Source organism: Streptomyces sp. cf386 (assembly GCF_900103585.1).
Classification (GTDB): Bacteria; Actinomycetota; Actinomycetes; order Streptomycetales; family Streptomycetaceae; genus Streptomyces.
In genome coordinates this window covers 25,820-39,020 of the sequence record NZ_FNHV01000001.1, presented here as the reverse complement: position 1 = coordinate 39,020, position 13,201 = coordinate 25,820, and the positions used below count along the sequence as shown (strand labels likewise).

Annotated in this window: 9 protein-coding genes; 4 read left to right on the top strand and 5 right to left on the bottom strand. The window is 71.7% G+C overall.

All coding sequences use genetic code 11. The annotated features are described in order from the left end of the window. Positions 1–43: 43 nt before the first annotated feature. On the bottom strand, positions 44–1,792 hold the full coding sequence (locus BLU79_RS00180) for an FAD-dependent oxidoreductase (protein WP_093903482.1): 1,749 nt from the start codon (positions 1,790–1,792) through the stop codon (positions 44–46). Positions 1,793–1,964: 172 nt separating this feature from the next. Here BLU79_RS00180 and BLU79_RS00175 point away from each other — a divergent pair, with 172 nt between their 5' ends. After that, on the top strand, positions 1,965–3,755 hold the full coding sequence (locus BLU79_RS00175; protein ID WP_093903481.1) for a helix-turn-helix domain-containing protein: 1,791 nt from the start codon (positions 1,965–1,967) through the stop codon (positions 3,753–3,755). Positions 3,756–3,831: 76 nt separating this feature from the next. Then, positions 3,832–4,488, top strand: coding sequence for a GNAT family N-acetyltransferase (locus tag BLU79_RS00170; RefSeq protein WP_093903480.1), 657 nt, complete (start codon positions 3,832–3,834; stop codon positions 4,486–4,488). A 49-nt stretch (positions 4,489–4,537) separates the two neighbouring features. Here the strand turns inward: BLU79_RS00170 and BLU79_RS00165 are convergent, their stop codons facing one another. Next, complete coding sequence (locus tag BLU79_RS00165) at positions 4,538–5,080, bottom strand: AMIN-like domain-containing (lipo)protein (RefSeq protein WP_256333079.1); 543 nt, start codon at positions 5,078–5,080, stop codon at positions 4,538–4,540. Between the two features lie 238 nt (positions 5,081–5,318). On the opposite strand from BLU79_RS00165, the gene BLU79_RS00160 reads away from it, so the two are divergent. Then, positions 5,319–6,476: an FAD-dependent oxidoreductase gene (locus BLU79_RS00160; protein WP_093904155.1), complete on the top strand. Its 1,158-nt coding sequence runs from the start codon at positions 5,319–5,321 to the stop codon at positions 6,474–6,476. Positions 6,477–6,505: 29 nt separating this feature from the next. Here BLU79_RS00160 and BLU79_RS00155 read toward each other — a convergent pair whose 3' ends face one another. The 3 genes from BLU79_RS00155 to BLU79_RS00145 form a co-directional block, all read right to left on the bottom strand. Next, on the bottom strand, positions 6,506–7,351 hold the full coding sequence (locus tag BLU79_RS00155; RefSeq protein ID WP_093903478.1) for an SAM-dependent methyltransferase: 846 nt from the start codon (positions 7,349–7,351) through the stop codon (positions 6,506–6,508). Between the two features lie 49 nt (positions 7,352–7,400). Beyond that, on the bottom strand, positions 7,401–8,768 hold the full coding sequence (locus tag BLU79_RS00150; RefSeq protein ID WP_093903477.1) for a tryptophanase: 1,368 nt from the start codon (positions 8,766–8,768) through the stop codon (positions 7,401–7,403). A gap of 75 nt (positions 8,769–8,843) precedes the next feature. Next, on the bottom strand, positions 8,844–10,094 hold the full coding sequence (locus BLU79_RS00145) for a tryptophan dimethylallyltransferase family protein (protein ID WP_093903476.1): 1,251 nt from the start codon (positions 10,092–10,094) through the stop codon (positions 8,844–8,846). 160 nt (positions 10,095–10,254) lie between these two features. Between BLU79_RS00145 and BLU79_RS00140 the strand changes: the two genes are divergently transcribed. Continuing rightward, entirely contained in the window at positions 10,255–13,140 is a 2,886-nt protein-coding gene (locus BLU79_RS00140) for an nSTAND1 domain-containing NTPase (RefSeq protein WP_143052439.1), read from the top strand. Positions 13,141–13,201 lie beyond the last annotated feature (61 nt).

Below are 13,201 nucleotides of genomic sequence, written 5' to 3'. Positions count from 1 at the left end.
CTTTCCGGCTTCCTGTCCTTCTCTGGGTTCCTGGGTGCACATCTCAACCGTGCCCGAGAATCCGCCGCAGCGCGTCCGTGAGCACCCCTTCGGCGTTCTCGGCCGCGTCGGCGTGCCGGAACGCCACATACCCGTCGGGGCGTACGAGGAGTGCGCCCGCGTCGGAGATCTCGCTCAGGCCCGCCCAGTCGCCGTACGGGTCCTCGTACTCCTGCCCCGGTCCGACCACCACCGTGGCGATGTCGAGGGGCTGGGCCTCGGCGGCCCGCACCCACGCCTCGCCGCCGATGCCGGTGAGCAGCGTGAAACGGCCCTTGCCGACGGTGTCGAGGGTGGACAGGGTCCGGGTCCCCGAGGTGATCCAGGCGTGCGGGAGCTTGGCGCCGGGGCGGGAGGAGGGCTGGTGGTGCAGCTCGGGGTCGCGGGTGAAGCCGGGGTCGGGCGTGCCGTCCGGGACGACCGCGGCAGAGCTGTCGGCGGGATAGCGCTGGTTGAGGTCGACGCCGTGCGCGTTGAACTCGTACACCTTGAAGGCGATCGCCTCGCGCAGCGCGGCCCGCTGCTTCTCGGCCGCTTCCGTGGCGTCCTTGCGTGCGGCGATGTTGGCCCACAGCTGCTCGGGCGTCTGCGGCGAGAGGCCGTCCAGCGCCTCGAAGATCGGGGCGGTCTCGCCGATGGACTTGTTGGCGCGGGTCACGATCTGCTTCCCGACCGGAGCCCGCTCGGCGTCGTAGGTGTCGAGGAGCTTCGGCGAGGCGACCCCGTCGAGGACGAGCTTCAGCTTCCAGGCCAGGTTGTAGGAGTCCTGGATGGAGGTGTTGGAGCCGAGCCCGTTGGACGGCGGGTGGCGGTGCACGGCGTCACCGGCGCAGAAGACGCGGCCGTTGGCGTACGTCTCGGCGTACATCTCGTTCACGGTCCACGCCGAGGACGACTTGATGGTCACCGGGATCTCGTCGTCGCCGACCAGCTGGCGTACGACGGACAGGGCGTACTCCTCGGTGAGGTCGGGTGCGCCCGCGGTGACGTCGTATCCCCAGACGATCATCCACTCGTTCCACGGGCGGACGTTGCGCACCAGGCCCGCGCCGATGCCGCCGACCGTGGCGCCGGGGGCGAGCACCCAGTAGAGGGTGGAGGGGCGGTGCGCGGTGTACTTGGTCAGATCGGCGTCGAAGACGATGTTGATACTGCCCGCGACACCCATCTGCCCGCCCATCGGCAGCCCCGCGTCCTCGGCGACCTTCGACCGGCCGCCGTCCGCGCCGATCAGGTACTTGGCGCGGATCCGGTACTCGTCGCCGCGCAGCCGGTCCTCGACCGTGACCGTCACGCCGCCCTCGTCCTGGACGAAGGACTTGTAGACGGTGCTGAACCGGAGGTCGGTGCCGCGCGCGATCGCCGCGTCCACCAGCACCGGTTCCATCAGGTGCTGCGGCATGTCGCACATGCGGGTCGGGCTGGCCAGCTCGTGCGCGGCCTGCACGAGCGGATCGTTGCCCCAGGAGCGGACCCGGCCCAGCTCCTCGCCGGCCAGGCTGGTGCAGAAGGTCGTGTTGCCCATCAGATGCTGGGGCGTCGCCTTGGCGATGACGTCCTCCTCGACGCCCAGATCGCGCAGCACCTCCATGGTGCGCTGGTTGGTGATGTGCGCACGGGGGGTGTCGGCGAGACTCGCGTACCGGGTGACGACCATGTTGCGCACGCCGTAGGTGCTCAGGGCGAGCGCGGCCGATGCGCCCGCCGGGCCGCTGCCCACGATCAGTACATCGGTCTCGACGACGGTGTGCACGACAGAACGCTCCAGGAGATGAGACAGGAGATGAGACAGGAGATGAGACCGGAGGTGAGAACAGGCCTCCGACCTTCAAGATCATGGAGTGGTGCGGTCGATCGTGGGTGTCTCATTACGAGACAACCCACCGTCGCCCCGCGCGTGAAGCCCCCGATACGGTGAGGACGCCATGACCACCGTGGAAGATCCCCCTGCCCTCGCCCCTCTCCGCCAGGCCCGCCAGCGGTTCCTGACAGGCCGACCGCTCCCGGACGGCGTGCCGGACGACGTCGTCGCGGCCTGGCGGCGCGCCCGCTTCTTCGGCGTACGGCCCGATCTCGGCGGTCCGGTACGGGAGTTGAGCACAGGCCCGGCCGACTCGCCCCTGCTGGAGGCGGCGCGTCCCGTGCTGACCCGCCTCGCCCCGGCCCTAGACGCCGCAGGGGCCGCGTTCGTGCTCACCGACGAGCGGCTCAGGGTGCTGTGGTCGGCCGGCAGCGCGCCCGGCGACGACACCTGCCGCGACCTCTCCGAGCGGGAGGTCGGCCACAACAGCGCCGCACTCGCCCTGCGCACCCTGCGACGGGCCGAGGTGCACGGCCCCGAGCATTTCCTCGACGTGTGGCAGGACGTCTCCGCGGTCAGCGTGCCGCTGCTCTCCCCGGAGACCGGCCAGGCACTCGGCACCGTGACGGTCGCCTCCGGCCTGTGCGCCGGCTGCCGACCCCACCCCGGCGCCGCCCTCGCCGAGGCGGCGGCCACCGCGGTGGAGGCCGAACTGCGCGCACGCGCGCGTACCGCAGAGCGCGTACTGCTCGACGCCTATGAGCGGGCCGCGCGCGGGCGCGAGCGTGCGGTCGTCGCGCTGGACGGCCGCAACCGCCTCGTCAGCGAGGCGGCCGTGCGCCTTGCCTCACCGCAGGTGCTGGAGGCGTTGGAGCGGGGTGCGCGAGCCTGGGGGAGCGGTGAGGGGGCGCCGACCAGCGAGGAGACAGGCACGGGGTCCGGGGCGGGGTCGGGGTCGGGTGGGTCGTACGAGATCCCGCTCCCCGAGGACGCCGGGTGCACGGTCGAGATCACTCCGGTACGGCACGAAGGCCGCGCTCTCGGTCTGGTCGCGGTGCTGGAACCCCGTCCCGTGGACCCGGTGCCGTCGCCCCCGTGCCCGGCCGCTGCGCTGGTGGGAGACTCGGTGCCGTGGCGGCACGCGGTCGCGCGGGCGGCGGCGCTGGCGCGTACCGCGGGACCCCTGCTGGTGGTGGGCGAGCGGGGGACGGGCAAGACGACGCTCGCTCTCGAACTCCTCGACGGCACGGCCCCGTTGGTCGTGGACGCCGCAGAGGCCCCCGAACTCGGCCTCAAGGGCGACGAGTTGGCAAACGACCGCGCCCTGCTGCTGCGCCATGCCGAACGGCTGGCCCAGTCGGATGTCGCCGCCCTCAACTCGCTCCTGGACGAGCACCCGGACGCCCGCCTGGTCGTCACGTACACGCCCGGAACCTCGCCCGGCCCCTGCCTCCAGCGCCTCCTCGACACACTCGCGGCCCGCTCGGTGACGTTGCCGGCCTTGCGGGAACGCACCGAGGACATCAGGGAGCTGCTCCCGGCCCTGGCGCCCAGGCCGGCTCCCGGCAGCCCACCGCTGACCTGGACGCTGGATGCGCTACGGGCGCTGGAACAGCATCCCTGGCCGGGCAACGTCACCGAACTCGCCCACCTCGTACGGGCGCTCGCGAGTCAGCGCCGGGTCTTCGGGCCGGTGCGGCGCGGTGAACTGCCGGACCCCGTCCGGGAGGGACCCGCGGGACGCGGCCTCAGCCCGATGGAGCTCGCCGAACGGGCCGCGATCCTGGAGGCGTTGCGCCGCCACGGCGGCAACAAGGCGCGCGCCGCGGCGGCGTTGGGGATCGCCCGGGCGACCCTTTACCGGAAGCTGCGGGAGTATCAGGGACGCGATGGGTTGACCGCCTCGAAGCCCTGATCCCGCTGGCACCTCCTAGAACCTCCTGGCGCGTAATGTGCCTTGATCACCGGCGCCTATTACCCGCGGAGGGCTTATGGATACCGAAATCGTGCGAGCCTGGGTCGAAGGCTGGGCCGCCTCGCGTGGGGCCGCCCCTCCGACGGAGGCGCCCTGGGGGTTCACAGTCGATGTCGGGCTACCCAGGCAGGTAACCCGGCATGTCCTGCCCCGCGCCGACGAGGCGGTCATCCGCAGGCTCGTGCAGACGACCACAGCGCCTGCCACCTGGCTCAAGGTGATGGCGGCCCCGGAGGTCATTTCCCCCTGGCTCACGCCCGCATGGACCTTCGACGACCCCGGTTTCCTGATGTCGACATCCCTGCACACGTCCCTGTCGGACATCCCGGACCTCCCTCCCGGCTACCAGCTGCGCACTTGGAGCCGGGGTGATGTCACCCGCGCCCTCGTCCGTGACATGGACGGCGCCTTTGCCGCTCACGGCCAGGTCGCCGCCACCGCCCGCGCCGGCTCTGTCGTGTTCGACCAGATAGAGACCGCACCTGCCCACCGTCGCCAGGGCCTGGGGCGGGCGGTGATGCACACCTTGGCCGACGCGGCGATCGCGGCAGGCGCGCGGACCGGAGTGCTCGCCGCGACGATTGAGGGGCAGGGTCTGTACAAGTCCCTTGGCTGGACCACACACGCGCCACTCACCAGCGTCTTCCTCGCATCCACCGATGCCAGGCGGTAAAGGGCAAGCCTGCCGGGAAGTCGCTGCCTGCCGAGCAGCCGCAAGTGCCTCAGCGTGCCCCGGTCCAGTTGTGCGCGACGTCGACCACGACCCGGTCGGTCGCCACCCACACCCGGAACGGCAGCCGTGCCCGGACACCGAGCCCGATCTGCGTGTCCCCTTCGAAGCTGCCGGCGAACCGGGCGTCCCTGAAGGTGCGGTAGCCCTTGAGATCAACGCCCGCCAGGCGCTGACCGGCTCGCACGGGATACGTCGGCTTCCCGGTCTCGGGGTCGTAGGCGGGGGCGGCCACCCGTACCTCGAGGACGGCCCCGCCGCCGACGGGGATGTGGGTGCCCGAGCCGTCCTGGTGGAGGCGGCTGACGTACCTGACGGAATAGCCGAGGCCGCTGGTGCCCGCGCCGGGGACGTCGACGACCATGCGGTCGAAGCAGGCGTGCCGGCCGGTCCGGATGTTCGTCACCGACTCCGACGTGGCGGCGGAGCGGGTCTTGGCCAGACTGCCCCAGCCGGTGGGGCAGGCCGTGGTCTGGGAGGTGGTGGTCGTGGTGGCTTCGGCAGGGATCGCCGCCACGCCCAGGGTGGTGGCCATGAGCGCGATCGCCGTCGCCCATGCGGCTCTGTTTCGTACCATTACGTCCCCCGGGAGGTGATGTGTCTGATATTAGGGGAGACATTCGGGTTGGCGGAATGGTTGCACTCGTTCCGGTTCGGTGTTCCGGGCGGGTGGGGCGATTGTGCGGATCGCTCGGGAACTGGGGCCGGACCTGGGACGTTCCACGAAGGACGGCGGCGACTGGCAGGGGCCGTACGGGGAGCTAGGGGGCGATGTGACGCGGTTGATTGTCGTAGGGGGCGGGATCGCCGGTGCGGGAGCGGCGCTCGCGCTGCACAAGGCCGGATTAGACGTCGAGGTGTACGAGGCGCACCCGGACTCCGCCGAGGACATCGGCGCGTTCCTCACGCTCGCGAGCAACGGCATGCGAGCGCTCGCGGAGGTCGACGCCTCGGCCGCGGTCACCGCGATCGGCTTCCCTCTCACCTCGATGCGGGTCCTCGACGACACGGGCGCCGAGGTGGCCCGGGTGCCGCTCGGCGAAGCCGGCACCGCACACCTTCAGTACCGGTGCCTGCGGCGCGGGGACCTCAACGCCGCCCTGCAGGCCGAGGTCACACGCCGGGGCATCGGCATCCGGCACGGCGCCCGCCTGGTGTCGGTCGAGGACGGCCCGGACACCGTGACCGCCCACTTCGCCGACGGCAGCACGGCCACCGGCGACCTGCTCATCGGGGCCGACGGCCTGAGCTCCACCGTCCGCCGGCTCACCGCCCCCGACGCGCGCCCGGAGTACGCCGGACAGTACGTCTTCTACGGCTACACCGACGCCGTCCCCGAGACCACCCAGGGCGAGACCATCACCATGGTGCGCGGCAGCTCCGTCGCCTTCGGGTACGCGGTGTCGCCCGCGCAGGAGACGTACTGGTTCGCGCGCGTCACCGACGCACCCCTGGCCGCCGACGCCCTCGCGGACGGCACCCCGGCCCGGTGGCGTGACCTGCTGCTGCCGCTGCTGCGCAAGGACTCCACCCCGGCCGCGGACCTCGTGGCGGCCACCGCCGACCGGCTGATGGTCACCAACGCCACCGAACTCCCCACCGGGACGTCCTGGCGCTCCGGCCGCACCCTGGTCATCGGCGACGCGGCCCACGCGGCGTCCCCCGCCACCGGACAGGGCGCGTCGATGGCGCTGGAGGACGCCGTGGTGCTCGCCAAGTCCCTGCGGGACGCGCCGGACACCGACGCCGCGCTCGCCCTCTACGAGAGACTCCGCCGCCCCCGCGTGGAGAACAACATCACGGTCAGTGGCAACATCTCCCGCGGTACCCACACCCCGTCAGGTCCCGGCGGTCGGGGCGCGGGTGGTAACCGGCCGGGCGACGACGAGCTCGTACGACACCTGGAGTGGGGCACCGACCTCTCGTCCTGAGGCGACTGAGGCGGCTGAGGCGACGCCCGTCAGGGCGCCGGGGCGGGGCGGACGGCGGCGAAGGCGCCGACGGTGAAGACACCGGCGCCGCGTGCGGCGTCGAGGGCCTGCTTGCCGGCCTGGATCTGCTCGCCGCCGGGGCCGTCGTAGCCGAGCCACTTCGGCCGATCCTCCGACGGGGTGTTGCCCCAGCACGGGATGCCTGGAAAGAGGTCCTCGGCGAGGGTGACGACGTACCCGGCGTCCTCCAGCATCGCTTCGTAGGCGTGCAGGGTGCCGAGAGCGGCAAGGCAGAACGTCTCGTTTACCGGGTCGGTGAAGTGCGCGATCTCCTCCGGTGTCTGATGCGCGCCGAACGGCCGTTGCAGCCAGTCGATGCCGACGAGGGCCCCGCCGGGTTTCAGCAGCCGGTGGGTCGACCGGAAGAACCGCTCCTTGCGCGGCAGATGGCACACGGACTCGTAGAAGGTGATGGCGTCGAAGCTCATGTCGGGCCAGGCGGCCAGGGTCGTGTAGTCCTCGTCACCGACCGTGAGGAACTGCACCCGGTCGGCCATCCCCCGCTCCTCGGCCAGTCGGCGGGCCCGCTGGGAGAGCCACTCGTTGTTGGTCAGCCCGACGAAGGTCGCCCCCGTGAACGCGGCCATGTGCAGGGTGCCCCCGCCCACTCCGCTGCCGAAGTCGAGCGCCCGGTCCCCCGGTCGCAGCCCGGCCAGGCCGACCAGCCGTTCCGCCAGTGCTCGGGCGGCCTGCTGCGGCGACAGGCCGCGGGCCTCCGCCGCCGGGTCGCCGTGGTGCCAGATGTCGTCCATGATCGCCTCGTAGGCGGGTCCGGCATAGTCGTAGAAGTCGCGTACGCGCTGCTCGTGTCCCATGGTGGAGTTCCTTTCGTCAGGGTGTCGGTGCGGGTCGAGGGGCCTGTGCCTACGGGGCGACCGGGGCGAGCTTGGACCGGAACTGCCGTAGCGAGGCGGGCTGTTCGGTGATGCGCATGCCGGGAATCAGGTGGGCGTCCCGCACCGTGCGGACCAGCGCCCGCCCGACGTGGTCCCAGTGCCCGCGGGTGTACGTCCTGCGCGGCACCGCCACGCGCACCAGCTCGTACGGGGCGCTGGTGAGCGGAGCGCCGTGCTCGTCCTCCGTGCCCAGGTAGAGGGAGCCGAGCTCCACGCTGCGGATGCCGCCCTCCAGGTACAACTGGCAGGCCAGCGCCTGGCCGGGAAATCGGTGCGGCGGGATGTGCGGCAGCAGACGGCCCGCGTTGAGGTAGAGCGCGTGCAGCCCCGGCGGCTCGACGATGTCGACGCCGGCCGAGCGCACCAGCTCCGCCAGGTACGCGGTGTCCTCGGCCCGCGCGTGCAGATACCCCGGATCGGTGACCTCGGTCAGGCCCTGGGCGACCATGTCCAGGTCGCGTCCGGCCAGTCCGCCGTAGGTGGGGAAGCCCTCGGTGGCGATGAGCAGCAGTTCGCAGCGTCGAGCGAGGTCGGTGTCGTGCAGGCCCAGGAAGCCGCCGATGTGGGCGATGCCGTCCTTCTTCGCGCTCATCGCGCAGCCGTCGGCGAGCCGGAACGCCTCCTCGGCGACCTGCCGCGGGCTGTGGTCGCGGTACGCGGCCTCCCGCTGCGTGACCAGCCAGGCGTTCTCCGCGAACCGTGCCGCGTCCAGGAGCAGGGGCACGCCGCGCTCCCGGCAGAGCGACGAGGTCAGCGTCAGGTTGGCCATGGACACCGGCTGGCCGCCGCCACCGTTGTTGGTGAGCGTCATGATCACCGCGGCGACGCGGGAGCCGTCCGGCCCGTCCAGAACGGCCTTCAGACGAGCGGTGTCGATGTTCCCCTTGAACGGCTCCGTGCTGTCCAGGTCCCGGGCCTCGGGACAGGGCAGGTCCCAGGCCTCACCCCCGTGCAGCGCCACGTTGGCCCGCAGGGTGTCGAAGTGCGTGTTGCTGAGGAAGATCTTGCCGGGGCCGAGCAGCGTCGAGGCCAGCAGCCGTTCGGCCGCCCGCCCTTGGTGCACCGGCAGGATGTGCGTGTAGCCGGTCAGTTCCCGGACGGTGTCGTGGAAGCGGTGGAAGGAGCGCGACCCCGCGTACGACTCGTCGCCCGCCATCCCTGCGGCCAGTTGGGCTGCGGACAGGGCGCCGGTCCCCGAGTCGGTGAGCAGGTCGACGGTGACCTCGTCGGCCCGCAGGTCGAAGAGGTTGTAGTGGACGCGGGCGAGGGCGGCCTGCCGTTGCTCGCGGGTGGTGACGGGGATCGGCTCGACGACCTTGATCCGGTACGGCTCCACAGTCGGTTTCCCTTCAGGGTGGTGAGGATGTTCAGGGCGCCCGTCGGCCGACGGTTCGGTCGGGCTGGTGCGGGCTCAGCTGGTGCGGTCTGCGGCGCGGCGGCCATCGGCCGGACTTCCGGGTCCGGCGTCCTCCCGTGGCGGGAGGACGCGGTACGCCTCGGAGGAGAGGTAGGCGGTGATCCGCGGTGCCTGCCCGCCCGCCTGGACAAGGCTCAGATACGAGATCAGGCCCACGCCCGCACTCAGGCGCCTGGCGGTGAGCGCGGCGAGGGCGCGGTCGAGCGGAGCGCTGCGGACGTCGTACTGCCGCAGGAGCCGCACGGCGTGGTCGCGTGCCGCCCGGTCGTCGCGGACGTAGGCACGGACGGGGACATGGATGCTGTGGCCGGTGGGACGGTCGGCGTCCGCGCCGGTGAACGAGTAGCAGGAGATGAGCGGGAGCCGGCTGAAGGGCTCGTCCCCGCCGATCCGGCGGCACAGCTCCGCCACGCGGTCCGGACACGCCCCGGGCACGAGGCGGGCCGCGTCCGCCGCGTCGTCGGCCGTGGCGTGGTGGTGGACGACGTAGACCTTCACCCGTGGCTCGGCCCACGGGCCCACGTCCAGGGCGAAGAACATGAAGGTGGCCCGCTCGGGGAAGCGGGGCTTCAGGTAGCACCGCAGGGGCTCGAACGCCTGCCCGTGGCCGAGCCTGGTCATGGCCTCGTCGACGGTCTCCATGCCCCGCTCGGGGCCTCGCGAGCCCGCGTTCAGGTACAGCTTGAGCCCTGGCGGGCCGCTCGGCCGCAGTTCCAGGGCGCTCCACAGGGACAGCGGTCCGTGCGGCACCGGCGGGAGGAAGAGGTCGCTCACCCGCGTCAACTCGTCGAGGCGAAAACCCCATTGCGCCGCCAGACGCCCCACGGCCGCCCATGCCGTGCGGGCGTTGTCCGGCATCGCCCGGGCGGCGCAACCCGGGTCGACCAGCACCCGCAGCACGGGGTCGCCGCCGGCCGGGAACGTCAGCGAGAACTCCACCGGCGTGTGATCGTCGGAGACGAACGACGGCGAGGGCGGAGGGTCGGCCAGCGGCCGGGCGGCGGCCGGGCCCAACAGATCGGACAGCACCCGCTGGTGGGCGGTGCGCCGCTGCGCGTCGATCCCGACCAGGTCGCACAGTCGTCCCAGCTGTCCGGCGATGAATTCGCCCAGCCGGTCCGGCGCGGAATGCTCCGCGGTCCCGGCGCCCGGCCCGGTGGCTGACGGCAGCAGGCCGAAGGCCGGGGGCGGTGTGCCCACAGCCCCGCCCGGCGGTCCGGCGCACTGTCGCGTGTACGCGTTCATGCGTGCTCCCCGTTCGGTAGTTCTCGCGACGGATTTCCGGTCCTCGGTGCGGGACCCGGTGAACCGTTTGTAGCCCGGTGCCGGTTGTTCACGATCGGCGCGCTGGCGCTGAACAAACGCATGGTGAACAATCCGAATGACTCGGGGGAGGTACGTACAGGTGCCACGTGGAGAGCGCCCGCTGGAAGCGGACGGCGGGCCGCTGCTGGAATTCGCCGGAAGATTACGAAAGGTGCGGGAGCAGGCCGGCAGCCCCACCTACCGGGATCTCGCGCGAAGGGCGCACTATTCGATCGCGACGCTCTCCGGGGCCGCGTCGGGGCGTCAACTGCCCACGCTGGCCGTCACCCTCGCCTACGTCCGCGCCTGCGGCGGTGACGAGCGGGAATGGGAGCTGATCTGGCGCAGGACGGCGGCCGCATGCACGGTCAGGACCGTCGGCCCGGATCCGGATCCGGATCGGGCCGGGGACCCGGCCTCTGCGCCCTATGTCGGTCTGGCCTCTTTCCAGCAGTCCGACGCCGACAGTTTCTTCGGCCGCGAAAATCTCACGAGCAAACTGTTCGAACACCTGAGTAAAAAGAGATTCCTTGTTCTGTTCGGGGCTTCGGGATCAGGAAAGTCATCGGTGTTGCGCGCCGGAGTGCTCCCCAAGTTCTCCGGAACACCCGCCCTGGTTCTCACTCCCGGCCCGCGCCCCTTGGAGGAATGCGCGATCCAACTGGCGGCCCGCGCGCACATCACTTCAGGGCCCCTGCACGCCGAACTCGCGTCGGAGCCGCGTGCTCTGCACCGTGTGGTGCGGCAGATCCTGGCCCGATCACCGAATCCGCCCGACGAACTCCTCGTCATCGTGGACCAGTTCGAGGAAGTGTTCACGCTCTGCCGCAGTGCGGAGGAACGCGACGCCTTCGTCGCCGCACTCCTGCACGCCGCGCAGACCTCCGACAGCCGCTGCCGCGTCGTCCTGGCCGTACGGTCCGATTTCTACACGCACTGCACCCGGCTCCCCACCCTCGTCGACGCCCTGGCCGACGCCCATGTCCCCGTCGGCCCGATGACCACCGACGAACTACGGGCGGCGATCGTCCGGCCCGCCGCCCGCGCCGGGCTGACCGTCGAGGGCGCCCTCCTCGCCGCCCTCACAGCCGACGCCCACGGTCGGCCCGGGGCGCTGCCCCTGCTCTCCCACGCGCTCCTGGAGACCTGGCACCGCCGACGGGGCAACGCCCTGACCCTCGCCGCGTTCCAGGCGGCAGGCGGTTTCGAGGGCGCCCTCGCGCAGACCGCCGAAGCCTTCCACTCCGGCCTGAACGACATGCAGCAGAAGATCACCCGACGGCTCTTCCTGCGCCTCATCGCCCTGGGCGAGGGCACCGAGGACACCAAACGCCGCGTACCGCGCCACGAACTCGACGACACCTCCGACACCCTGCTGGTTTTCGAACAGGCCACCCGGGCACGCCTGCTGACCGTCGACCGGGATCACGTCGAGATCACCCACGAGGCCCTGATCCGCTGCTGGCCCCGCCTGGGCGGCTGGTTGAGCGAGGACCGGGACCAACTGCGCCTGCACCGCGCTCTCACCGAGGCCACCGCCGTCTGGAACTCACTGGAGCGCGATCCCGACTCCCTCTACCGCGGAGTGCGTCTGGCCGCCGTGAAAGACCTCCCGAAGGAGGCCCTGACCGCCCGGGAACGCGCCTTCCTCGACGCGAGCGAATCGGCGGAGCGGGCGGAGGCTCTGCGCGCGCGCCACCGGGTCCGCCGTCGGCGCCGGCTCGTCGCCGCCCTCGTCGTCCTGCTCGTCTGCGCCGTGACCGCTGCCGGCTTCGCCGTGCGCTCCCAGCGGATCGTCACCGCACAGCGCAACCACGCCCTCGCGCTCAGGGCCGTCGACAGTTCGGTTGCGCTGCGGACCCGCGACAGCTCGCTGGCCGCCCAGCTCGCGCTGGCCGCACACCGGTTGGAAGCGAACGAGGCCACCCGCAACGGCCTCCTCAGCATGCTGCCGCGCACGCTGGACAGGCTCGTCCACGCTGTGGCCGTCACCTCCGACGGCCGTACTCTGGCCACGGCGCTCGACGACGGCGGTCTCCGGCTGTGGGACCTGACGGATCCCCAGCACCCCGTCCGTCTGGGCACCGTCGCCGGCCACATCGACAGCGCCTTCACGCTGGCCTTCAGCCCCCGCGGGAACACACTGATCGCCGCAGGCCAGGACGGCGAGATCCGGCTCTGGAACGTGACCGACCCCCACAACCCGCGCCTGCTTTCAAGGGCCCGCACGCACCACACCGAACTCATCTTCTCGCTGGCCGTGAGCCCGGACGGCCATACGGTCGCCACCGCCAGCTACGACGACACCATCCGCCTGTGGAATGTGAGCGACCCGGCCGGCCCCCGCTTCCTGAACAAACTGATCGGCCACTCCCTCAACGTCAAACCGGTCGCCTTCAGCCCCGACGGCACCACGCTGGCCTCCGGCTCCGACGACCGCACGGTCCGCCTGTGGGACGTGACCGACCCGCGCCGCGCGCATGCCATCGCCGTTCTCAAGGGCCACGACAACTTCGTCGACGCCCTCGCCTACAGCCGGGACGGCCGCACCCTCCTCTCCGGCAGCGACGACCACACGGCGATCCTGTGGGACGTGACCGACCCGCGCCACCACCGACGGCTGGGCCGGCTCGAAGGCCATACCGACGTGATCACCTCAGTGGAGTTCACCCCCGATGGCCGCATGGTGGTCACCGCCGGCGAGGACGGGACGGTACGCCTCTGGGCGGCAGTCAACCGGTCGCGCCCCGTCGAACGGGCCTCGCTGACCGCTCTCTCGCAAGGACTCGGGACGGTACTCCCTCTCTCGGCACACGGCACGATCGTCACCCTGACCTACGACCACACGGTCGAGATCTGGAACACCGACCTGTCCAGGGCACGCGCCCACGCCTGCGCGCACGTCCGTGTCCCCATCAGCCGCGCCCAGTGGTCCCGCCACTTCCCCGGCCTCGACTACCGCCCGCCCTGCACCGCCCGCCCGTGACCGTCGGCCGGCACTCGCAACTCGGCCGGAGATCGATGCAGCGGCCAACCGGCGCAACCCC